Here is a 25645-nt window from a genome sequence, read left to right on the forward strand (position 1 = left end):
GTCGACGGCGAACTCGTAGGTGGCGCCCTGGTACGAGGGCGCGGCCGGACGCGGCCGATCGGCGGGCAGATCCAATTGCGCGGGCAGCTCGGCCAACTCGGCGCGCCAGAAGGCGAGCTGGCGCGCCGCCACGGAATCCGCGTCGGTCTCCGCACCGAGGACCCGTTGCTGCCACAGCGCGTAGTCCGCGTACTGCACGGCCAGCGGAGTCCACTCCGGCCCGCGGCCGTCGCGCCGCGCGGCATAGGCCGTGGCCAGGTCGCGCATCAGGGGCACGAGCGAGACGCCGTCGGCCGCGATGTGGTGGACGACGAGCACGAGCGTGTGGTCCTCGGGTTCGCAGCGCAGCAGGCGCACCCGCACCGGGATCTCCTCCGCCACGTCGAAGCCCTGGCTCGCCGCCCGGCGGATCGCCGCGGCCAACCGCTCCCGCGGCACTTCGGCGGGCGTGAGGTCGAACACCGCGTGTACGCGTCGCACCGATTGCGCAGGCCCGTCGGCGGTCTGCGGATACACGGTGCGCAGCACTTCGTGCCTGGCCACCAGATCGGTGATCGCCGCCGACAGCGCGGCGACGTCCAGCGGGCCGCGCAGGCGCAGCGCCACCGGGATGTTGTCCACGGCGGCGGCGCCCAGCTCGCGGGCCTGATCGGCGTCGGCGCCGAACCGGTTGAGGAACCACATGCGCCGCTGCGCGGGCGAGAGCGGAACATGCTCCGGGCGCGGACCGGCCACCAGCGGCGGACGCGCCGCGGCCGGATGCGCCGACGCGACCACCGCGGCCACGGTGGGACGATCGAAGAAATCGCGCACGTCCACGGTCGCGCCGATGGCCGCGCCGATCCGGGCGATGGCTCGGGTGGCGAGCAGCGAATTGCCGCCCAGCGCGAAGAAGTCGTCGTCCGCGCCCACGCGCGGCACGTCCAGCAGTTCGGCGAAAATCGCGGCGACCGCCGTCTCCGCCTCGGTCTCCGGCGCCCGATAAGCCGTTGTCCCGGAATCGAATTTCGGCTCAGGAAGCGCTCTGCGGTCCAGCTTGCCGTTGGCGTTCAACGGCATCGCCGCCAGCGCGACGAGCAGCGTCGGCACCATGTACTCGGGCAGCTCGCGGCGGACGGAGTCCAGTACCTCGGCGGTCTCGACAGCGTCGCCGACCACGTAGCCGACCAGATGATCGCCGCTCGCGTGCCGGTGCAGCACCACCGCGGCCTGGGTGACGCGCGGGTGGCGCAGCAGCGCCGCCTCGATTTCGCCGAGTTCGATCCGCAGGCCCCGCAACTTCACCTGGAAGTCCGTGCGGCCCAGATACTCCAGCTCCTCCGGCCCGCCCTCCACCCCGGGCGCCCAGCGCACCAGGTCGCCGGTGCGGTACATCCGCTCCCCGGCCGGTCCCTCGGGGTTCGCCACGAATCGCTCGGCGGTCAGCCCTGGCCGGGCGACATAACCGCGGGCCAATTGCACGCCTGCCAGGTACAGCTCGCCGACGACGCCGCGCGCCACCGGACGCAGGCTGTCGTCGAGCACCAGCAACTCGGTGTCGTCGGCGGCGACGCCGATCGGCACGCCCGCCACGTCCGCGCCGGTCACCTCGTGCGCGGTCACGTCGACCGCCGCCTCGGTGGGCCCGTACAGGTTGTGCAGCGTCGCCCCGCAGACGTCGCGGAAGGCCGCGGCGGTGGCGGCCGCAAGCGCCTCACCCGAGGCGAAGACCAGCCGCAGCGAGTCCACCGCGACCGACTCGGCGACGAAGACCGCGAGCATGGACGGCACGAAATGCGCCACCGTGACGCCGTTTTCGGTGATCACACGCGCCAAGTACGCCGGGTCCCGATGACCGTCCGGCGCCGCGACGACCAGCCGGGCGCCGACCTGCAACGGCCAGAAGAACTCCCACACCGACACGTCGAAGGTGAACGGCGTCTTCTGCAACACCACGTCGTCGGCGCGCAGCCGGTACATCCGTTGCCGCCACCGCAGATTCGCCACGATCGCGCGGTGCGACACGGCGACGCCCTTCGGCCTGCCGGTCGAGCCGGACGTGAAGATCACGTAGGCGAGGTCGTCGGCCGACCGGGCGACCGCGGGCGCTTCCGGCGTGGGCGAGCCAGCGAATTCGTCGATCCGCAGCGTCGCGACCGCACCGCCGAAGTCGGGCTCGTCACGCGTGGTCGTCAGCACGAGCACCGGCTCGGCGACCTCGAGCACGTAGCCGATGCGGTCGGCCGGATGGTCCGGGTCGATCGGCAGGTACGCGCCGCCCGCCCGCAGGATCGCGTATATGCCGACCAGCAGGTCGATCGAGCGCCGCACGGCCAAGCCCACCAGCGAGTTCCGCCGCACGCCGAATTCGACCAAGTGGTGGGCCAGCGCGTTGACCCGGCCGTCGAATTCGGCGTAGGTGAGGGTGATTCCCGCGTATTCGACGGCGATCGCGTCCGGAGTCCGCCACACCTGCTCCTCGAACAGGCTCACCAATGTCTCGACCGGCGCGGTGGTGGTCGCCGGAAGGTCGGGCGCGGCCGCGAGCGCGTCGACGAGCAGTGCGTCCAGCACCGCGCCGAGCGCGCCGTCACCGGATTCCAGCAGCGCGGGCAGTCGACCGGAGACCACCACCGGAACCAGCGCCTCCGCGCCCACCCCCGCGCCCATGGCTTCGGACAGGGCCGCGAGTTCGTCGGCCAGCGCCGCGTAGGTGACGGTGAGCTCTTCGTGCCGCAACGCCACGCGCTGCGGGTCCAGCCCGGCAACAGTCGCGATGAGACCGGGCAGGTCGTCGATGCCGTAGCCGCGGCGCACGGCGTCTGCGTGGGTCATCAGCGGTTTCCTTCCGAATCGAGGGCCGCCGCCGAGTCGGCGAGCAGCGCCTCGGCGGTGGCGGGCAGGGTCCGCAGCAAGGCCGCCAGACCGCTGCCGCCGAGTGCGGCGAGCAGGCCGGGAACCAACCCGGCGAGCGAGACATGGATCAGGGCTTCGGGTTTGGCCGCCGGGCCCATCGCCTTCGCGACGGACGCGAGCTTCGCGTCGAGCTCGCCGAAGGAGACCAGCCGATCGCCGTGCTCGAACGCGGTGGCGGCGGGGACGGCCCGGGCCGCCCGGGCGATCAGCGCGGGCAGGTCCGCCACCGACGCGGTGGGCCGGGGCAGCCGTTCGGCCGCGGAACGGATGTCGATCGCGCGAAGGGCTACCGCCGGATCCGCGGCCACCGCCTCCAGCACCCGCAGCAAGCGGTCACCGAACGCGTGCGCCGTCGGTTCGTCGAAGAGGTCGGTCGCGTAGCCGACGCGCAGCTCCATACCGGCGCGCGCACCGTCGGCGGCGAACTGCTCCAGCACGGTCACCTGGAGGTCGAACTTCGCCTCCGCCGACGTCAGGTCGATCGCCTCGACCGCGAGGCCGGGCAGTTCCACCTCCGCCCGCGGCAAGTTCTGGAAGGTGAGCAGTACTTGGCACAGCGGTGCGTACGAGCCGGAACGGGTGACGCCCAGCGCCTCGACCACCTGATCGAACGGGACGTCGGCGTGCGAGAACGCCGCCAGATCCCGCCGGGTGACCTGGCGCAGCAGCTCGCCGAAACTCGCACGGGGATCGACCTCGGTGCGCAACGCCACGGTGTTGACGAACATGCCGACCAGCTCGTCCAGCTCGCGGACACCGCGTCCGGCGACCGGCACGCCGACCGTGACGTCCCCCGCGCCGGACAGTTTCGCCAGCAGCACCGCGAGCGCGCTGTGCACCAGGGTGAACAGTGTGCCGCCGTGTTCGCGGGCCAGTCGCTCCAGGCGGACGGTGCGCTCGGCGTCGATCTCCCGGGTAACGCTTGCCCCCTGCATGCTTCGCCTGGCCGGTCGCGGTCGATCGGTGGGCAGGGCGAGCAGTTCCGGCGCACCGGCCAATTCGGCGCGCCAGAAGGCGAGTTGGCGCGCCAGCAGACTGTCGGGGGCCGCGCCGTCGCCGAGCAGCTCGTGCTGCCAGGCGCTGTAGTCGCGGTAACGGATCGCGGGCGGGGCCGAGTCCGGCGCGTGTCCGGTGGATCTGGCCAGGTAGGCGCGCACCAGATCGGCGGTCAACGGCGCGATCGAGTATCCATCCGCACCGATGTGGTGCAGCACGACCACCAAGACGTGTTCGTCGGCGGCGGGGGTGAACAGGGCGGCGCGCACCGGCGGCGCGGAAGCGAGATCGAAGGCGGGGGACACGAATTCCGCGATCCGCCTGTCCATTTCCGCTCGGCCCACTGGAATCGGTGTCAGGTCGACCGGTGACGCGAGCACGACCTCCTGGACCGGTCCGTCCTCGGTGTCCGGGTACCTGGTGCGCAGCGTCTCGTGCCGGTCGAGCACATCGCCGAGCGCCGCCGCCAGCGCCGCCACATCCAGCCGGCCGCGCAGCCGCAGCGCCGTGGGAATGTGATAGGCCGACGAGTCCGGTGCGAGCCGGTCGAGCACCCAGATGCGCTGCTGCGCGGGCGCGAGCGGCACCGGCCCGGTATCGGCGTGACGGACCAAAGCGGGCCGGGCCACGCCGCGCTCGGTGGCCGCGATGCGTTCTGCGAGTGCGGCGGGCGTCGGGGCTTCGAACACCGCGGCCACCGCGACATGGCCGCCGAGTGCCGCGCCGAGCCGGGCCGCGAGCCGGGTGGCCATCAGGGAGTTGCCGCCCCTGGCGAAGAAGTCGTCATCGACGCTCACCGCGTCCACGCCGACGACCTCTGCGAACGCGTCCGCGACCAGGCGCTCCAACGCACCGGACGGCGCGCGGAAGGCCGCCTCGGCGAACAGCGGCTCGGGCAGCGCCGAACGATCGATCTTGCCGTTGGCCGTGAGCGGCAGCGCCGCCAGCACGACGACGGCGGCAGGCGTCATGTATCCGGGCAGTCGCGCGGCCACAACGGCGCGCAGCGACACGGCCAGGTCGGCGTACGCGACCGGATCCGCCTCCGGCACTGCGGCATACGCGATGAGCCGTGTTCCCGCGCGGTCGTCGGCCTTCGCCACCGCCACGGCCGCGGCCACCCCGGGTTGCCGCAGCAGCGCGGCCTCCACCTCGCCGAGCTCGATGCGGAAGCCGCCGATCTGCACCTGGAAGTCCGCGCGCTCGAGGTATTCCAGGGTGCCGTCGGGACGCCAGCGCACGATGTCGCCGGTGCGGTACATCCGCTCGCCGGCCGCCGCACCGAGTTCCACCGCGAACGGATCGGCCACGAAGCGGTCGGCGGTCAGCGCCGGACGGCGCTGATAGCCGCGCGCCAGCTGCGCTCCCGCGAGGTACAGCTCGCCGGGCACTCCGATCGGCGCGGGCCGCAACCGCCCGTCCAGCACGTAGACCCGGCTGTTCCAGGCGGGCGACCCGATCGGGACGGTGTGCTCCGGCTGAGTGTCGACCGCGAACGCGGTGATCGACACCGCCGTCTCCGTGGGGCCGTACAGGTTGTCCAACGTGGTCGTGCCGCTATCGCGGCACAGGAAGTCCACGGCCGTGGCCGACGGCAGCGCCTCGCCGATGGCCAGCACGTGGCGCAGCGTTTCCGGCAGCGCGCCACCCGGCTCGGCCGCCAGCAGCATGCCGATCAGGGCGGGCACCGCGTGCAGCACGGTGACGCCGTGGCGGCGCAGCAGCGCGCGCAGCAGGTCCGGGTCACGTTCGGCGCCGGGCGCGGTGACGATCAGCGACCCGCCGGTGACCAGCGCGGACCAGAACTCCCACACCGACAGATCGAAGGTCGCGGGCGTCTTCAGCAGCACCCGATCGTTCGCGCCGAGGCCGTATCTGTCCGCCAGCCAGGCGAGTTGGTTGACGATCGCGGCGTGCGGAACCGTCACGCCCTTGGGCACGCCCGTGGAGCCGGAGGTGAAGACGACGTACGCCGGATGCTCGGGGCGCAGCGGACCGATCCGGTCCGCGTCGGTGATCGGCGTCGCGGCGAGCCCGGCGACGTCGAGCCGATCGATTTCCATGACAACGCAGTCGCTTTCGAACGGGAACCCGTCGCGCGAGGTGGTCAGGACCACGACCGGCGCCGCGGTGGCCACGATGTGGGCGATCCGCTCGGCCGGATGGTCCGGATCGATGGGCACATAGGCGCCGCCCGCCCGCACCACGGCGTACATCGCGACGACCAGTTCGAGCGAGCGGCGCATCGCCAGCACGACCGTCGACTCCGGTCCGACACCGGACGCGATGAGCATGCGCGCCAACCGGTTCACCCGCCCGTCGAACTCGGCGTAGCGCAGCTCTTCGCCGGTCGTCGCGTCCACCAGCGCGACCGCACCTGGGCTGCGCGCGGTCTGCGCGTCGATCAGATCCGCCAGCGTGGCCCGCGGGACCGGCCGCCGGGTCCGGTTCCACTCGGCGAGCACCTGCGATCGGTCGGTCCCGAGCAGGTCGATGTCGCCCACCGGCAGTTCCGGCCGCGCCGCGATCGTTTCCAGCACCCGGCGCAGTTGGGCGGCGAACCGGAACGCGGTCGCGCGTTCGAACAGGTCGGTGGCGTAGCCGAGGGACAGCTCGATGCCGTCGGGCGCGCCGTCGGCGTCGTAGGCGTCCACCGCGAACAGGTGCAGGTCGAATTGCGCTACGCCATTGTCGAACTCGAACTCGCGAATCTCGAGTTCGGGCAGCCGCAGCTGTCCGCGCTCATGGTTCTGGAACGAGTAGCCGACCTGGAACAGCGGGTGGCGTGCGGTGGAGCGCACCGGGTTGAGCACTTCCACCAGACGTTCGAACGGCACCGTCGCGTGTTCCAGCGCCGCCAGGTCGGCGGCCCGCGCCCGGGCCAGCAGTCCGGCGAACGATTCGCCGCCGTCGACACCGACGCGCAGGACGAGAGTGTTGACGAACATCCCGATGACGTCGTCCAGTTCGGCGGCGCCGCGTCCGGCCACCGGCGTGCCGATCGCGATGTCTCCTGCGCCCGACCACCGCGCGAGCAGCACGGCGAAAGCGGTGTGCACCACCATGAACAGCGTCGCGCCATGCCGTCGGCCGAGGGCGGCCAGATCCGCGTGCAGCCGCGCGCCGATCGTCAGCGGAACCTTGTCCCCGCGCAGGGTCTGCCTCGCGGGGCGGGGGCGGTCGGTCGGCAGCGCCAGCTGATCCGGCAGTCCGGCGAGTGTCCGGGTCCAGAAACGGATCTCGCGGGCCGCCACCGATTCGGCGTCGTCCTCGGCGCCGAGCAAATCGCGTTGCCACAGTGCGTAATCGGCGTACTGCACGGTCAGCGGTGCCAAGTCCGGCGCGGCGCCACCACGGCGCGCGGTGTAGGCGACCATCAGGTCCCGCACGAACGGCGCGACGGACGAGCCGTCGGCGGCGATGTGGTGCAGCACAGCGGCGAGCACGAACTCCGGCCGCGCGCCCGTGCGCACGCGGAACAATCGCATCCGCACCGGAATCTCGGCGGTGACGTCGAAGGTCGTCTCCGCCAGTTCCCGGACCCGCCGCGGTAGTTCGCCTTCCGGGACATCGATCGGCCGCAGCGCCGGAGCGGTGGCGGGTTCGACGAGTTGCGCCGGTTCGCCGTCGATCTCCGGATAGCGAGTGCGCAGCGCCTCGTGCCGGGCGACCACGTCACCGAGCGCGGCGCGCAACGCGGGCACGTCCAGCCGACCGGACAGCCGCAGGGCCACCGGGATGTTGTAGGCGGTGGAGGATTGGTCGAACCGATTGAGGAACCACATGCGCTGCTGCGCGGGCGAGAGCGGGACCCGCTCCGGGCGCGGCGCCGCCACCAGCGCGGGCAGGGTGCCTCCCATGGCCACCGCGCTCGCCGCCGCCGCGAGGTCCGCGACCCTGGGAGCTTCGAACAGTGCGCGCACACCGACCGTCCGGCCCAGCGCCGCGCCGATCCTGCTGACCGCTTTCGCGGCCAGCAGGGAGCTGCCGCCGAGCGCGAAGAAGTCGTCGTCGGCGCCGACGGCGCGCTCCGCGCCCAGCACTTCGGCGAATACCTCCGCCACGACCCGTTCGCTCGGCGTGGACGGCGCCCGGTAGGTGGTCGATTCGAACCGTGGCGCGGGCAGCGCGGCGCGGTCCAGCTTGCCGTTGACCGTCAACGGGACGCGCGGCAGCGGGACGATCGCGGCGGGCACCATGTGCTCGGGCAGGCGATACACCAGGGCCTGCCGCAGCGCGGCGGTGTCGACGGAGTCGTCCGCGACGACCGCGTACGCGACGATGCGCGGTTCGTCCACCAGATCGGTGCGCACCACCACGGCCACTTCCCGGACCGCTTCGGACGCCTCGAGCAGCGCGACCTCGATCTCACCGAGCTCGACGCGGAAGCCGCGCAGGTTCACCTGCTGGTCCGCGCGCCCGAGATACTCCAGCTCGCCGTCGGCGCTCCAGCGGGCCAGATCGCCGGAGCGGTAGGTGAGCGCTCCGTCGCCCGCGTACGGGTCCGCGACGAAGCGGCCCGCGGTCAGGGCGGGACGGTGCAAGTAGCCGCGCGCCAATTGGCCGCCGGAGACGTAGATCTCGCCGGGCACGCCGACCGGGACCGGCCGCAACCGGTCGTCGAGCAGGCGGACGGTCAGTCCGGGCAACCCGGCGCCGATCACGCCGGCCGAGCCGGTGTGCCCGTCGATCTCCCGATAGGACACGTGCACCGTGGTCTCGGTGATGCCGTACATGTTCACCAGGCGCGGCGCGTCCGGGTAGCGGGCGAACCAACCACCGAGGCGCTGCGGCTCCAGCGCCTCGCCGCCGAAGACGACGACGCGCAACGCGAACGCGGCGGGTTCCGGCTCGGCCAGATCGGCGGCGACGAGCTGATAGAACGCCGACGGGGTCTGGTTGAGCACGGTGACCCGCTCGGCGATCAGCAGCTCACGGAACTGCCGCGGCGAGCGCGAGGTGTAGTAGTCGACCACCACCACCGTCGCGCCGGACAGCAGCGGTCCCCACATTTCCCAGACCGAGAAGTCGAAGGCGTAGGAGTGGAACAGGGTCCACACGTCCGCCGGGCCGAAGCCGAAGCGCCGCCGCGTGTTGTCCAGCAGCCGCAGCACGTTGCGATGCGGCACCACGACGCCTTTGGGCCTGCCGGTGGAACCGGAGGTATAGATGACGTAGGCAACGTGACCGGAGCGCAGCGGGGCGCGCCGATCCACATCGGTGACCGGCTCGCCGCCGAACTCGACGAGGTTCGGTGCGGCGACGTCGATCACCGGTCCGCCGAACCAGCCGCGCGGCAACTCGGTGGCGGCCCCGGCGATCGCGCAGATCGGCCGGGCATCGTCCAGGACGTATTCGATCCGGTCGTCCGGGTAGGCCGGATCGATCGGCAGGTATCCGCCGCCCGCTTTGAGCACCGCGAGCAGGGCGACCACCAGTTCCGCCGAGCGGGGCAGCGCGACGGCCACCAGTGTTTCCGGCCCGACGCCCGCGGCGATCAGCCGCCGCGCCAACCGGTTGGACCAGTCGTCGAGTTCGGCATAGGCCAGCGACCGTGCCCCGTCGCGCACCGCGACGGCGGCCGGGTCCAGCGCGGCGGCCCGCGCGAAACGCTCGGCCACACTGCCGGTGGCGTCCGCGACGTCGGGGCCGCCGACCGGCCACTCGTACAAAGCGCGATGCTGCTCCTCGGCGCTGAGCAACTGGATGTCGCCCACGACCACCGTGGGATCGGCGGCGATGGCGGCGAGCACCTGGGTGAACCGCCTGCCGAGAACGGCGACCGACGGCGCGTCGAAAAGGTCGGTGGCATAGCGGATCTCGACCTGCATGCCGTCGGCGCGCCCGTCCGGGTCGTTCGATTCGAGCACGGTGAACTGGAGGTCGAACTCGGCCACCGGCGCGTCGAACTCCTGCGCGCGCACCCGTAGATCGGGCAGCTCGAGCTCGGGCAAGGCGAAGTTCTGGAAGGTCAGCGCCACTTGGAACAGCGGATGACGGTTGCGCGCGCGGGTCGGAGCGAGCATCTCGACGAGCCGCTCGAACGGCGCGTCGGCGTGCGAGAGCGCGTCGAGGTCCTGGTCGCGCACCGCGTCCAGCACGGTCTCGAACCTGGCTCTGGAGTCGACGGCGGTGCGCAGCACCAGCGTGTTCACGAACATGCCGACGAGCCGGTCCAGCGCCGCGTCACCGCGTCCGGCGACCGGGGTGCCGATCGCGATGTCCGCGCCGCCCGACAGCCGGGCCAGCAGTACCGCCAAGGCCGCGTGCACCGTGCTGAACAGCGTGGTCTCGCGTTTGCGCGCCAGCTCGCCCAGCTCGCTGTGCAGGTCGGAATCGATCCGCAGGCGGTGCGTCGCACCGCGATGGGAGGAGATCGCCGGACGGGGACGGTCGGTGGGCAGTTCGAGTTGCTCCGGCAGGCCGTCCAGGGCGCCGCGCCAGTAGTCGAGTTGCCGATCGGCGTCGGCGAGATCGGCCTGCCAGAGCGTGTAGTCGGCGTACTGCACCGGCAGCGGATCCCACGCGGGCGCTGCCCCGGCCCGGCGGGCCGAGTAGGCGGTCATCAGATCCTCGGCCAGCGGACCGAGCGAGAAACCGTCCGCGGCGATGTGGTGCAGCACCAGGGCGAGCGCGTATTCCGCTTGTGGCGCACCGTCGATCGCGAACAGCGCTGCCCGCAACGGTGTTTCCGTGGTCAGATCGAAAGGCGCGGCCGCCAGCTCCCGAAGCTGTTCCCCCAGTACGGTTTCGGCCACACGCGTGACCGGGAGGTCGGGCGCGGACTGCGGCAGGACCAGTTGTTCCGGCCCGTCCGAGCCGTCCGGGTAGACGGTCCGCAGGATCTCGTGCCGGGCCGCCACGTCGGCCAACGCCGTGGTCATCGCCGCGACGTCGAGCTCACCGGCGAGGCGCAGCGCGACCGGGATGTTGTCGATCGCGACGGCGGGCCCGGCCTGCTCGTCGGCGTGGAAGCGGTTGACGAACCAGACGCGCTGCTGGGCCGCGGACAGCGGGACGCGCTCCGGCCGCGGGCGGGGGCGCAGCGGGACGCGACCGCCGTCGCCCCGCTGCGTTTCGGCGCGAGCCGCCAACGCGGCGACCGTCGGCGCGTCGAACAGCGCCCGCACCGGAATCCGGGTGTCGAGCGCGGCGCCGAGCCGGGCCACGACCCTGGCAGCGGTGAGCGAGTTGCCGCCGAGGGCGAAGAATTCGTCGTCCAGGCCCACCCGGTCGACGCCGAGCAGCTCGGCGAACGCCGCGGCGACGAGTTTCTGCACGGGCGTCGCGGGCGCGCGGAACCGCGCGGGCTCGATCGCGGGCGTCGGTAGCGCTCGGCGGTCCAGCTTGCCGGAGGCGTTGACCGGGAATTCGGGCAGCACGACGTATGCCGACGGGATCATGTACGCCGGGAGACGCCGGGTGAGCGTCGCTTCGAGCGCACCGGGGTCGAGGTCCGCGCCGGACGCGGAGACCAGGTAGGCGACGAGCCGCTCGCCGGTCCCGGCGTCTTCGCGCACAACCACGACCGCCTGAGCGACTTCCTCCAGACCCGTTAGCGCCGACTCGATCTCACCCAGCTCGATACGCTGACCACGCAACTTCACCTGGAAGTCCGTACGGCCCAAGTATTCGAGTTCACCGTGTTCGGTCCACGCCACCAAGTCACCCGTGCGATACATCCGCGCACCCAGCTCCCCATACGGATTCGCCACGAACCGATCGGAGGTCAGATCCGGACGCGCCACATAGCCACGCGCCAGCTGGACACCCGCCAGATACAACTCACCCGCCACACCCACCGGCACCGGACGCAACCGCGCATCCAACACGAACACCTGCGTGTTGAACACCGGCGCACCGATCGGCACCGACTCGATATCGGCATCCACGACCTCGTGGAAAGTGACGTCGACCGCCGCCTCCGTCGGGCCGTACAGGTTGTGCAACGCAGCGCCGGTCAACTCACGCAACCGATGCGCGGGCTTGGGCGGCAACGCCTCACCCGAAGCGAACACCAAACGCAGCGAATCACACTGCGCCGCAGCAGCGTCCGCGACGAACACCGCCAGCATCGACGGCACGAAATGCGTGACCGTCACCTTCTCGGCGCTGATGATCTCGGCGAGGTAGGCCGGGTCGCGATGTCCGTCCGGCTTCGCCACCACCAGACGGGCGCCGATCTGCAACGGCCAGAAGAATTCCCACACCGACACATCGAAGGTCGCAGGAGTCTTCTGCAACACCACATCAGCGCCGGTCAACTGGTAGGCCGTCTGCATCCACACCAGGCGGTTGACGATCGCCGAATGCGAAACCGCCACACCCTTCGGACGACCCGTCGAACCGGACGTGAAGATCACATACGCCGCATTCGACGGCGCGAGCGTCCCGAGACGATCCTCGTCGGTCAGCGGTTCGCCGGAATAGTCCCAGGTATCGAACAGGTCGACGTCCAGCACCGCCCACATCCCGGCGGCCCGGCCGGACAGGTCGAGCCCGTCCGCGGAGCGGCTCAGCACGCACACCGGCCGCACCGTTAGCAGCATGTCGGCGATCCGCCCGGCCGGATGCTCCGGATCGATCGGAACGTAGACTCCCCCGGCCGCGAGCACCGCGTACAGGGCCACCACGAGATCGACCGACCGCCGCATGCCCACCGCCACCGGCTGCTCCGGCCGCACGCCGACGGACACCAGCAGCCTGGCCAGCCGGTGCACCCGGCTCGCGAACTCGGCGTAGCTGAGCGATGCACCGTCGAAGGTCACCGCGAGCGCCTCGGGCGTCCGCGCCGCCTGCGCCTCGAACAGCGACACGAGCGTCGCGGCCGGATCCACCGGGTGCCCGGTGGCATTCCAGGTGCCCAGGATGCGGACACGTTCCCCTGGGCTGAGCAGGTCGATCGCGCCGACGGGCACCCTCGGGTCGGCGGCCACCGCGTCGAGCACCCGGCGCAAACGCAGGGCGAACGACGCGACGGTAGCCGAATCGAACAGATCGGTCGCGTATTCGAAGATCGCGGCGAGGCCGGAACCGTCCGCCGCCTCCGTCACCGACAGGTGCAGATCGAATTTCGCCGTCGCCGTGTCGATATCGAGCCCGGAAACGGTCAGGCCGGGCAACTCGAGTTCGGTGCGGGCGGTGTTCTGCAAGTCCAGCATCACCTGGAACAGCGGATGCCTGGCCGCCGACCGCTCCGGCGCGAGCACCTCGACCAAACGCTCGAACGGCGCGTCGGCGTGGGCGAAGGCGGCCAGGTCGCGCTCGCGCACCGCCGCGACCAGGCCGGTGAACGCCAACTCGGCCCGCACGTCGGCGCGCAGCACGACGGTGTTGACGAACATGCCGACGAGCTCATCGAGCGCACGCTCGCCGCGACCGGCCACCGGGGTGCCGATCACGATGTCCCGCTGCCCGGTCAATCCGGCCAGCAGCGTGGCGAACGCCGCGTGCAGCACCATGAACAGCGAGGCGTTCGCGCTGTCCGCGATCTCGCGCAACCGGCGCCGCGTAGCGGCATCGATGGTGAAGACATGGCGCGCGCCGCGACCCGACGCGACGGCTGGGCGCGGCCGATCGGCGGGCAGCGTCGTCACGTCCGGCAGACCGGCCAATTCGCCCCGCCAGAACCGGATCTGCTCGGCCAGCATCGCGTCCGGGTCGTCCTCGGAGCCGAGGACCTCCCGCTGCCACAACGCGTAGTCGGCGTAGTGGACGGCCAGTGGCGTCCAGTCGGGTGCGCCGCCCGCACGGCGAGCCTCGTAGGCGCGCATGAGATCACGGGTGAGCGGTGCCAGCGACCAACCATCGGCGCTGATGTGATGCAAAGCGACGACGAGCACGTGCTGCTCCGCACCGAGGCGCAGCAGGGCGAGGCGCACCGGCGGCTCGCGATCGACCCGGAAGGGCGTGGCCACCAGTTCGCGAATCCGTTCCGTCAGCCGCCGCTCGTCGACCGATTCCGCGACCAGCTCGACCCGCGCCTCCTCGACCGGGAGCACCAGTTGATACGGAATACCCTCCGCCGCCGGGTAGACCGTGCGCAATGACTCGTGCCTGGCGAGCACGTCGACCACCGCGTCCGCCAGCGCCGTCTGATCGAGCGCGCCGCGCAACCGGATGGCGGCGACCAGATTGTCCGCCACCGAGGCCGCGTCGAACTGGTTCAGGAACCACATGCGCTGCTGCGCGTAGGACAGCGGGATCAGTGTGGGGCGCGCCCCGGCGACCAGCGGCGCCCGTCTACGCGCCCGGCCGCCGGACAGGTGCGCGGCCAGCGCCGACACGGTCGGGAACTCGAACAGCGCCCGCACCGGCACCTCGGTGTCCAGCGCGTCCGCCAGGCGGGCCGCGATCTGCGTGGCGACCAGCGAATTCCCGCCCAGCGCGAAGAAATCGTCGTCCGAGCCGACCGGATCAATCCCCAGCACCTGCCCGAACACGTCGGCGACGGTCCGCTCCACCGGCGTGCAGGGCGCGCGGAAAGTCTTCGTGACCGGCACCGGGTCGGGCAGCGCCTTGCGGTCCAGCTTGCCCGACGGAGTCAGCGGCATCGCGGTCAGCGGGACGTACGCGGTGGGCACCATGTACGAGGGCAGCACCGGGCGCAGCCGCTGCTCCAGCTCCGCGGCGAGCCGATCGGGGGCGATCGCGCCGACCACGTAGGCGGCCAGCGTCTCGCCGGAGGGCTGCGCGACGATCCGCACCGCCGCCGCCCGCACGTCGTCCATGGCGAGCAAGGCGGCCTCGATCTCGCCGAGCTCGATCCGCTGCCCACGCAGCTTCACCTGGAAGTCGCCGCGGCCCAGGTACTCCAGCGCGCCGTCGCGGCGGCGGCGCACCAGATCCCCGGTCCGGTACATCCGGCTGCCCGCCGGCCCGTACGGGTCGGCGACGAAACGCTCCGCGCTCAGGTCGGCCCGGCCGAGGTAGCCGCGTGCCAGTTGCACGCCGGACAAGTACAACTCGCCGACCACGGCGTCCGGAACCGGTCGCAACCGTTCGTCCAGGACCATGGCACGGCTGCCCGGCACCGGACGCCCGATCGGCGCCGGACCGCTCGCGGCCGGGTCGACCGGGGCGTACGTGGCGTGCACGGTGAATTCGGTGGGCCCGTACAGGTTGTGCAGCCGCGCGGGGCTCACCGCGGCGAACGCGGCAGCGGCCTCACCGGTCATCGCCTCCCCTGCGACCAGCACGGTGCGCAGGGACGCGATCGCTCCCGGCGCGGCGGCGTCGGCGAACACCGTGAGCATGGACGGAACGAAGGAGGTCATCGTCACCCGGTGCGCGGCGATGGTCGCGGCGAGATACCGGGGATCGCGGTGCCCGTCGTGGTCGGCGACCACGATCCGCGCGCCCCGGGTGAGCGGCGCGAACAGCTCCCACACCGACACGTCGAAGGTGGCGGGGGTCTTGAACAGCACGACGTCGTTCGCGTCGATCCGGTATTCGTCCGCGATCCACCTGACCTGATTGACCGCCGCGTCATGCTGCACCGCCACGCCTTTGGGACGGCCGGTCGAACCGGAGGTGAAGATGACGTACGCGGTACCGGAAGCGCGCAAGGGGGCGAGACGATGCGCGTCGCCGACCGGCGCGGCGGAGTATTCGGCGACCTCAGGGTCGTCGGCCGTGAGCACCGGTGTCGCGGGTAGCTCCGCGAGCGCGCATCGATCGGCGAATTCCCCCGCCTCCTCCCGGGATCGGGTCAATACGCACACCGGGCGGGCCGCGGCGATCACCTGCGCGATCCGGGCCCCCGGCTGGTCCGGGTCCACCGGCACGTACGCACTGCCCGCGGTCAGCACCGCGTACGCGGCCACCACGAGATCGACCGAACGCGGCATGCCGAGCACGACCAACCGCTCGGGCCCCACCCCCGCGGCGATCAGCCGACGCGCCAGCCGGTTGACCGCACCCGCGAACTCCGCGTAGGTCAGCCGCCGCTCGGCATCGAGCACCGCGACCGCGTCGGGGGTGCGCCGCGCCTGTGCCTCGAAGGCGGTGAGCAACGTCTCCGCCGGGTCCTGTGCGCCCGCGACGGCCTGCGCCGCCGCGAGTGCGCGCGCTCGCTCGTCGCGGTCCAGGAGAGGCAGATCGCGCACCGCGATCGCGGGATCGGCGGTGATCGCCCACAAGAAGCCGATCAGCCTGCCCGCGTAACTCGCGATGGTGGCTTCGTCGAAGAGATCGGTGGCGTAGGTGAATTCCGCGGGAACCCCCGCCGGTGCCGAACCTTCCCCGAGTCCGGCACCGGCGGCGTTCTCGGTGACCGTCAGCTGGAGATCCAGCTTGGTCACTCCGGTGTCCAGGGTACTGGTGGCGACCGACAGTTCGGGCAGTTCGAAAGCGATTGCCTCGGCGTTGTCGAAGGCGAGCAGCACTTGGAACAACGGATGGCGCGCCTGCGAACGCGGCGGATCCAGCGCCGCGACCACCCGCTCGAACGGCAGTTCGGCATGGCCGAAGGCGGCGAGGTCGTCCTCGCGTACCCGCGCCAGCAAGGCGGTGAAGGGCTCGGCGGCGTCCACCCGGGTCCGCAGTGCCAAGGTGTTGACGAACATGCCGATCAGGTCGTCGAGCGCGCGGTCGCCCCGACCTCCGACCGGGGTGCCGATCACGATGTCGTCGGCGCCGGACAGCCGCGCCAGCAGCGCGGCCAGTGCGGCGTGCGTCAGCATGAAGGTCGAAATGCCGTGCGCGCGGGCGAATTCGTTCATCCGGGCGACCAGTTCGCCGGGGAACTCGAAACCGAACACCGCGCCACGGCCGGAGGCGACCGCAGGGCGGGGCCGGTCGGCGGGCAGGTCGAGCTGGTCGGGCGCGCCCGCCAGCGCGTCGGTCCAGAACGACAGCCGATCGGCCGCGAACGAATCGTCCGAGGAGCCCAGCAACTCGTGCTGCCAGAGGCTGTAGTCGGCGTACTGAATCGGCAGCGGGGCCCATGCGGGCGCGCTGCCGCCGCGGCGCGCCCCGTACGCGGTCATCACGTCGCGGGCCAGCACGCGCAGCGACAGCCCGTCGGCGGCGACGTGGTGCAGGACCAGCGCGAGGGCGTGACTGCCGTCGTCCACCGCGAAGGTCCGCGCCCGGATCGGGATCTCACGTTCCAGATCGAAGCCGCGGGCGGCGAACGCGCTCAGCCGCTCGTCGAGGTCGGCGGCGCCGATCGCCTCCGGCGCGGCGGCGATCGGCGCCACCGACAACACGACCTGCCGTGCCGCGAGCCCCGCGCCGTCGCCGGGCAGGAGCGCGGGGAAGATCGTGCGCAGCACTTCGTGGCGGAGAACCAGGTCATCGAGCGCCTGCCGCAGCGCGGTGACGTCCACCGCCCCGCGCAGCCGCACCACGAAGGGCATGTTGTAGCTCGCGCCGGCCCGCTCGAACCGGTTGAGAAACCAGATGCGCTGCTGCGCCGGAGAAAGCGGAACCAGCGGCGGCCGTGGCCGTGCCCGCAGCTGCGCGACCAAGGACGCGCCGCCGGATCCACCGGCCCGCTCGACGAGCCCGGCGAGTTCGGCCACCGTGCAGGCGGCGAACACGTCGCGGACTCCGAGCGGGCAGTTCAGGTCGGCGGACAGCCGCGCGGCGACCTGCGTGGCCACCAAACTGTTTCCGCCGAGTGCGAAGAAGTCGTCGTCGCGACCGACCAGCTCGTTACCGAGCACTTCGGCGAACACCCGCGCGACCGCCCGTTCCACGGGGGTGGCGGGCGCGATATAGCCCGTCGAAGCCCTGCTCGGGACAGGTAGAGCGGCGCGATCCAACTTTCCGGACGCGTTCACCGGCAATGTGTCGAGCACCACGTAGGCGGCGGGCACCATGTACCCGGGCAGCGCCTCGGCCGCCACGGCGCGCAGCCGCTCCGGCCGCACCGCGCCGGGCTCCGCCGCCACGACGTAGGCCACCAACTGCTCGCCGATCCCCGTGTCGTCGCGCACCACGACCACCGCGCGGGCCACCGCGTCCACCCTGGCGAGCACGGCCTCGATCTCGCCGAGTTCGATGCGCAGACCACGCAGCTTCACCTGGAAGTCCGTGCGGCCGAGATACTCCAGCTCGCCCTGCGTGGTCCATCGCACCAGGTCACCGGTGCGATACATCCGGTTCCCCGCCGGTGCGGGCCCGCCGAACGGATCGGCTACGAACCGCGCCGCGGTCAGTTCCGGTCGAGCCACATAGCCCCGGGCGAGCTGTACCCCCGACAGATACAGCTCACCCGGCGCCCCGACCGGCACCGGCCGAAGCCGCGAGTCGAGAACATGAAGCCTGGTGTTGAACACCGGCGCGCCGATCGGCACCGAGAGGGTATCGGTGTCGGCGACTTCGTGAAAGGTGACGTCGACCGCTGCTTCCGTCGGACCATACAGATTGTGCAGGCGAACGCCGGTCATGGCGCGCAGCCGCTGAGCGAGCGCGGCGGGCAGCGCCTCCCCGGAGGCGAACACCGTGCGCAGCGGCGTGCGGAACGCGGCATGCTGATCGGCGAGGAACGCCGCGAGCATCGAGGGCACGAAATGTGTCGTGGTGACGCCGTATTCATCGATGACCCGGCGCAGATAAGCGGGATCGCGGTGCCCGTCCGGCTGGGCGAGCACCAGCGTCGCGCCGATCTGCAGCGGCCAGAAGAATTCCCACACCGACACGTCGAATGTGGCCGGAGTCTTCTGCAGCACAACGTCTTGCGCCGATAGTCGGTAGGTCTGCTGCATCCACACCAACCGGTTGACGATCGCGCGGTGGGTGATGGCGACGCCCTTGGGCAGACCGGTCGATCCGGAGGTGAAGATCACATACGCCGGATGCTCCGGCCGCAAGGCCGCGACTCGTTCCCGGTCCCATATCGGCCCCGCCCCGACCGTCTCGTCGGCTCGGTCCACCCGCACCACCGGCAGACCGGACAGCTCCGGCGGCCGCTCGTCCCCGGCGATGAGCACGCAGGCCGGACGGGCCGTGGCCAGGATGTGCGCGGTGCGCTCGGGCGGGTGATCCGGATCCAGCGGCAGATAGGCGCCGCCCGCGGCGAGCACCGCGTACATCGCGACGACCAGCTCCGGCGAGCGCGGCAGGCGCAGCGCCACCAGCGTTTCGGGCCCGACGCCGAGCGCGATCAGTGTGCGGGCGAGTCGATTGGCGCGCGCGGCGAGGTCCCGGTAGGTCAGGTCCGGCGCACCGGCGGCCCGCAGCGCCACCGCGCTCGGCGTGCGGGCCGCCTGCGCCTCGAACATCGACACCAGCGTCGCCACGGGAGCGAAGGCCGCGGAGCGACCCGGCAGCTGCGCTTCCACGTCGAAACCCGTCTCGTTCCAGATCCGGGTGCTGACCTCGAGTTCCAGCTCGGTCGCGACTTCCACGGCGGCGAGCGCGGTGTCCGGCTCGGTGGCTGCCAGGCGCTCCAGATAGCGGAGGAACCGGGCGTGCTGCCTGGCGACGTCGTCGGCGGTGTACAGGTGCGGATTGGCCTCGAAGTCGACGTGCACCCGGTCCCGGTCGCCGTAGTAGACGTTGAGACTCAGGTCCTCGACCGGACCGGTGGACAACACGTGGTACCGCCCCACGGTGGCGCCGAGGGTGAGATCGCTGCGGAACAGCATGATGTTGGCCAGCGGGCCGAACAGCCCGCGGCGCGCCGGACCGGCGGCGCGCTCGGTGTCGCGCTGGATGTCCTCGTGACGGTAGCGCTGGTGGCGCAGCGCCCCGGCGACCTCGACGCGGGTGGCGCGCAGCAACGCGCCCCAGCTGCCGTCGACCGGCAACCGCAGCGGCACGATGTTCGACAGCATGCCCGCCGAGCGCCGCAGCGCCGCGGTGGTGCGCGCGGTCACCGGCAGGCTCAGCACCGCCTCGTCCCGGTCGGTCAGTCGTGCCAGGTAGGCGGCGAACGCCGCGAGCAGCACCACGGCGAGCGTCGAATCCTGGCTCGCGGCAAGCGCGTTCATCCGTTCGACGAGTTCCGGCGTGAGCGCTCGCCCGGCGATCAGGTTGGTCGCGCCACGGGGTGCGGAGCGACCGGTGAGGCTGGTCACGCCGTCCAGCCCGGCCACCCGCCGAGCCCAGTGCGCGCGATCGGACTCGAACCGGGGGCTGCTCCGGTAGGCGAGTTCGGCCTGCGTCAACGAGGCGAGCGTCCCCGGCCGCACGGCCTCGGGTTCGGTGCCGAGCATCCGCGCGGTGTACCGCTCGGCCACCCGCGTGGTGTTGGTGAGCGCGCCGTAGCCGTCCAGCACGATGTGATGAGCCCGCAGGTACCAGAAGTACCGCCGCTCGGCGACGCGCAATACGGCGCCCGCGAACAGCCGGTCGGTGCGCAGGTCGACCGGCGCGCTCGCGTCCGCGCGCATCCAGGCGTGCGCCGCGGCCACCGGGTCGGCCTGGTCGCGCAGGTCGATCAGCGGAATGTCGACCGAGAGACCGAAGTCGACGTACTGATGCGGGACGCCGCCGGATTCCCCCAGCCGCACCAGCACCGACTCGTACTCGCGCGCCGCCTCCATCGAGACCTCTTGCAGCAGAACGGCATCCAACTCGCCGTGCACGTCCACGTACTGTGCGACGTTGATCGGCGCGTCCGGGTCGAGCAGTTGCGCGTACCAGACGCCGAGCTGCGCGGGCGCCAGAGCGAACGGTTCGGGTGCGATCCGGGACGACTCCGGCTCGACGGAACGCGGCGGCAACGCGCTGGCCCCACCCAACTCCGTATCGTGCACCAGAGCCTCCTACTCGGCGGAACAACGGCTGTCCGAACGCTTTCGAGCAGCACGAACAAGCCGCTGCGCCCGGCTGCCCAGCCCGGGCGCATGGCGTCGACCACCACGTGCGATTCGATGAGAGCGCGAGCGGTGCTCGGGCACGCTCGCGCGGAAAGCCGCCAATCCTCCAACGTCATCGCCGTGGAGCGGGCGCCACGGCTATGTCAGCTACGTCACACGGTCGTGATCCGTGCATTGCGAACATTAGGCGCTTCGTTAATAAAAGGGAACAATTTGCACTAAAAACTTCTGGACGCTTGTCCAACGCGGCTACCAGGGCCGGAAGTCCAGGGCAAAGCGTAATGCGCGATCACATTCGACCGCGGCGACGCCGATGGCTGTGCAGACTATGAGCCGAAACGTTGCATTCGCGTTGCATCGGCGCCGAGGCGGCGATCCAGTACCCGGATCTTGGCCTCGATCTGCGCGTACAGCGGCGAGTCACGATCGACCGTGGCCCGGTAGGCCGCCCACGCCGCGGCGTCGTCGCGCCCCTCCGGACACGCGGTCCACCGGCGCAGCACCGCCGGGTCGCCCGAAGCCAGCACCGCGGTGCGCAATCGAACCCGCAGTTCGTCGCGAATGTCGATGATGCCCGGCGCGGTCGAACGCGGCAGCACCGGCCCGGCATAGAGCCGTAATGCGGAATCGACATCACCGGAGTCGAGCGCCGCGCGCAACGCCTCCACATCGGTTGCGACCGGAACGCGCAAACGGTAAGGCCGCGAACCGAACACGGTCGGACCGACCACCGAACGCAAGCGGGACACGGCCGCGCGGATGGTGCCGTTGTCCAGATCGGTGTCATCGAGCAACAGCGCGAGATGATCGGCGCCGAGTCCCTCCGGATGTTCGGCCAGCAGCAGCAGGATCTCGGCATGCCGCTGCGACAGGGGCACTCGATCATCCGCGACGCTCAGTTGCGGCTGACCGAGGCCGAGCACGTCGAGCGCGAGCCTGCCCGCCGGGTGCGGCTGCGCCGGGTCACGCCTGCCGCGACCGTCGTTCCGACGCTCGCCGGACCGTATCGCGGTGAGCAGCAGGTCCATCTCCGCGGCCGTGGCGGTGGCTTTGATCAGGGCGAGAATCTCCGGCTTGGCCACGCGGACGCCGCCCGCGATCATCAGCACTCCCACCAGCCTGCCGTCCGGATCGTGCACCGGGGCCGCGGCTCCGGTGATCTGGTGCATCCGGTGCAGGAAGTGCTCCGGGCCGTGGATCCACGCGGCGCGCCCGGTGCGCACCACCAGGCCGACCGCGTTCGTCCCGATGCGGCGCTCGCTCAGGTCGTCACCGGCGCGCAGGCCGATCTCCGCGGCGGCCGCGACCTGTTCGTCACCACCGTGCACCGAGAGCACCCGGCCGAACTGATCGGCCACCACGACGATCAAACCTGTTCTGGCCGTGTCCTGTACGAGCAATTTGTCGATCAGCGGCATCAGCGCGGCGATCGGATGTGCCTGGAGATAGCGCTGCAGATCGGCGCCGCGCAGACCGCGGCCGTCGACCGCGTCCATCGGATCGACCCCGCCGCGCAAGCTGCGCAGCCAGGACTCCAGCACGGCGGGACGCAGCAGACCGGCGAGGCGGGCAAGTTGATCGCCACCCGCGCCGAGATATCCGTGCGCCTGCGCGGCGTAGACTTCGAGCGCACCGAGTTGGGCGCCCGGCTCCACGCCCGGCCGTGGGGGTCGCCCACCTGCGATGTTGCTGACCATTTGCCTTTCTTTCCGCCCCAAACTGTACCGGCGCACTCAGGGCGGGACCGACCGATGTTCGGCTTTGTCCGCCAGGTCACACCCGGTGCACATCCCGGCAAATTGTGACCGAACCGTCTTTCACTTCACGAGCACAGGTGTGCGGCCGCCTTTTCCGCGATCACCATGGTCGTGGCCTGCGGTCCACGACCGAGCGGCACCGGCACCACGGACAGATCCACCACGGACAACCCGGTAACTCCGTGCACCCGGCAGCGCTCGTCCACCACGGCGGCCGCATCGTTTTCCCGGCCCATTCGACAGGTTCCGGACAAATGTTGCGAAGTGGCGAGATTCGCGCGTAACCAGGCATCGAGATCCGCGGGCCGCGGAATCGGATCGACCGGCCGCGCGTTCATTCGTCGCAGCAGCCCGCCCGCGGTCGCCACCGCGTCGCGTAATCGGGCGCGATCCTGGTCGGCGGTCAGGTAGCGGTAGTCGATCAGCGGCGCGGCGCCGGGGTCGGCCGACCGCAAGCGGAGCACGCCGGAGGATCGCGGCCGCATCAGTGTGACGCCGAGCCTGCGCACCCCGGGTGTGAACGACACGGCGTACGGCCGGATTTCGACATCGTCCACCTCGAGCACCGTCTCCAGCGGGACGCTCGGCGGTTCGGCCAGGTGCAGCAGATAGGAGATGCCCACTTCCGGATGGTCGCTGAGCCAGGAGCCCACCGGGGCGGCGTGCACGACCGGGATGCCGAGGGGGCGCAGCCGTTCCGGGTCGCCGACGCCGGAGCGCAACAGCAGCGTGGCCGACTCGATCGCGCCCGCGCAGAGCACGATCCGGTCGGCCCACGCGATGCCGCTCTCGCCATCGCGTACGTACTCCACGCCGACCGCACGGGTTCCGTCGAAGCGGATTCGCGTGACCGACGTTTCCCCGGCGACGGTCAGGTTCGGGCGGGCCAGCGCGGGCAGCAGATAGCCGATCGACGGGCCGATGCGCCTGCCTCGGTCGCAATTGCACGGCACCGCGCCCACCCCCGCCCCGCTGCCGGGGGCATTGAGATCGGGCACCTCGGCGAACCCGGACGCGAGGCAGGCCTCCGTGAACGCCGCGCTGACCGGCGAGGGATCCGAGCTGCGCACCACGGGAATCGGGCCGCGGTCGCCGTGCCAGGGCTGTTCGCCGAAGTCGAGGTCACGCTCGATCCGGCAGTAGAGCGGAAGCACGGAATCGAACGACCAGCTGTCCGAGTCGCCGAGCACCCGGCTCCAGGCGTCGAAATCCGCCACCGTGGCACGGACGAAGTAACCGCCGTTGACCGCCCCCGAGCCGCCGATCACCTTGCCGCGCACGATGGTTGCCGGCACCGGCGGGTCGTCGGCGAGGACCACCTCGTAACGCCACAGCCACGGGGCCTCCGGACCGATCGGCAGCGACGCGGCGTCCAGCAACTCGGCGGGCATCGCCTCGCGACTGCTCCACATCCGACCGGCTTCGAGCAGCCGCACCGTGTGCGCCGGATCGGCGCTCAACCGCTCCGCCAGGACACACCCGGCGGTACCGCCCCCGACGATGAGCGTGTCGGCCATTCGGACTCCCGTTCAGTATCTCGGCGCGGTCCGCGTAGCCGGACGGCGGCGCGGCGAGGGTGCGGGCAAGATCCAGGTCATCGCGTGTGATTCGGGTCGATCAACGGGATGGTGTGGTGGGTTTCAGCGCTTCCACGCTGCGCGCGCGGAACGCGCCGAGCCACAGGCCGGTGCCGTAGGCGATGTCGTCGAGGCGCTTGTAGACGGTGTAGCGGACGGGATCGAGGCCGCCCGAGTCGCGGTGGGTGAACCAGTCGGCCAATCCGTCCGCGACGGCCATGGTGATCGCGATGCGCCGCACCCGACGGGAGAAGAACATCGCCAGCACCGTGATCGGCCAGTAATGCCTGCACATCGCCGAGGCCAGACGCCACAGTCCGGCGAAGAAGCCGCGCGCCAGATAGATCGCGGCGATCCGGGTGGAGTTGTCCAGCCCGGCGAAGACGCGGCGCAACCGGGCCAGCGCGGTGACCAGGGTTACGATGCCGCCGAACAGTCCCCACTTGGTGAGCGTCGCGAACAGGAACGCGGCCAGCAGCGTCCAGGACGGCACCGACAGCGGTGACACCGTTCCCGCGTGCCGCTCGCCCAGCGGCGCCGCGCCGGTGCCGTAGAACAGCTTTCGGCCGAACCACGCGCGGAAGCACACGCGGTGGTCGTGCGCCACGTGGGCCGCGGGCTCGTAGCGCAGCCGCCAGCCCGCCCGCTCCAGCCGCCAGCACAGGTCGACGTCCTCGGCGACGTGCATCGACTCGTCGAAGCCGCCTTGTTCCAGCAGCGCCCTGCGCCGCGCCAGCAGCGCCGCGCTCGGCACGTAGGACACCAGCCCGCGCGAATGCACCGCAGCCTCGCGCCTGCCCAGGTCGAGCGAGGAGCGGGTGTGCTCGTAGCGCGCCAGCGCGTTGGACTCCGGGTCCAGCGCGACGATCCGCGGGGCGACCAGCGCCACCCCGGGGTCGCTGAAATGGCCGAGCATCACTTCCAGCCACCCGCTGCGCGGCACCACGTCGGAATCCAGGAATGCGACGAAGTCGGTTGTCGCCGCCCGCAAGCCGGCGTTGCGCGCGGCCGCCGGTCCCTGCTTGCGGTCGTGCCGCAGCACGGTCACCCGGCACCTGGTGCCACGGTTGCGCGGTATCCGCACCGGCTGGTCGGACCCGTCGTCGACCACGATGACGTTGTGCCCGCGCAACGCGGCGAGCAGCCGCGCCAGTCCCTCGGCGTTGTTGTGCAGCGGCACGATGACGGTGACGTCGTCCGGCGAAGGCAGCAGCCGGGGGCGGGGGTTGGCCACTCCGGAGTCGAGCAGCCGTCTGGCAACGACGGCGGACTTCGGGCCGGTCACCTCGAGGTACCCGTCGCCGATCATCTCGGCGGCCTCCGGGGCAAGTCGCAGCAACCTGGCCGGCGAACCGCCGATCAGAACCCGCCCGCCGGAGTATGCGCGTACCCGGGGATCGATCCGCACCCCGAATCCATCGGGCAGGCGATCATGGCGCATTCCTGGCATGCTAGGCGGAGTTTCGCGGGTAGACATCAACAGTCCGGAAAAAACGGCAGATTTCCGGGCGAAACCGGCCCGCCACCGGAACGGCCGCGCGCCGTACCCGATGCCGAGTGTTCGCTCGCACCAGTTTCCCAGCATCCGGCAACGGAGCGGCTATCGCCCGGTCGACGACCGGGCGATAGCCACACCCGCGCTCTCAGC

At 71.4% G+C, this 25645-nt stretch carries 5 protein-coding genes (1 of these 5 cut by a window edge); all 5 read right to left on the minus strand.

What is annotated here, in order from left to right; all coding sequences use genetic code 11:
- On the minus strand, window positions 1–2814 hold the 5' portion of the coding sequence (locus ACIA5H_RS05150) for a non-ribosomal peptide synthase/polyketide synthase (protein WP_397074055.1). The gene continues 22536 nt to the left of window position 1, outside the view; the window shows 2814 of its 25350 coding nt (coding positions 1–2814); its start codon is at window positions 2812–2814; its stop codon lies off the left edge, out of view.
- Window positions 2814–20600: a non-ribosomal peptide synthase/polyketide synthase gene (locus ACIA5H_RS05155; protein WP_397074057.1), complete on the minus strand. Its 17787-nt coding sequence runs from the start codon at window positions 20598–20600 to the stop codon at window positions 2814–2816. Before ACIA5H_RS05155 ends, ACIA5H_RS05150 begins: the two co-directional genes overlap by 1 nt.
- Before the next feature lie 389 nt (window positions 20601–20989).
- Window positions 20990–22360: a GAF domain-containing protein gene (locus ACIA5H_RS05160; protein ID WP_356963738.1), complete on the minus strand. Its 1371-nt coding sequence runs from the start codon at window positions 22358–22360 to the stop codon at window positions 20990–20992.
- Window positions 22361–22485: 125 nt separating this feature from the next.
- Window positions 22486–23937 carry a mycofactocin system GMC family oxidoreductase MftG gene (mftG, locus tag ACIA5H_RS05165; RefSeq protein WP_397074060.1) on the minus strand — a complete coding sequence of 484 codons (1452 nt, stop codon included), beginning with the start codon at window positions 23935–23937 and terminating at the stop codon, window positions 22486–22488.
- Window positions 23938–24037: 100 nt separating this feature from the next.
- Window positions 24038–25438 (minus strand): mycofactocin biosynthesis glycosyltransferase MftF, encoded by a 1401-nt coding sequence (mftF, locus tag ACIA5H_RS05170; protein ID WP_397074062.1) that lies wholly within the window; start codon window positions 25436–25438, stop codon window positions 24038–24040.
- Window positions 25439–25645 lie beyond the last annotated feature (207 nt).

It is taken from the genome of Nocardia sp. NPDC051900, from assembly GCF_044452545.1.
Lineage (GTDB): Bacteria > Actinomycetota > Actinomycetes > Mycobacteriales > Mycobacteriaceae > Nocardia > Nocardia sichangensis.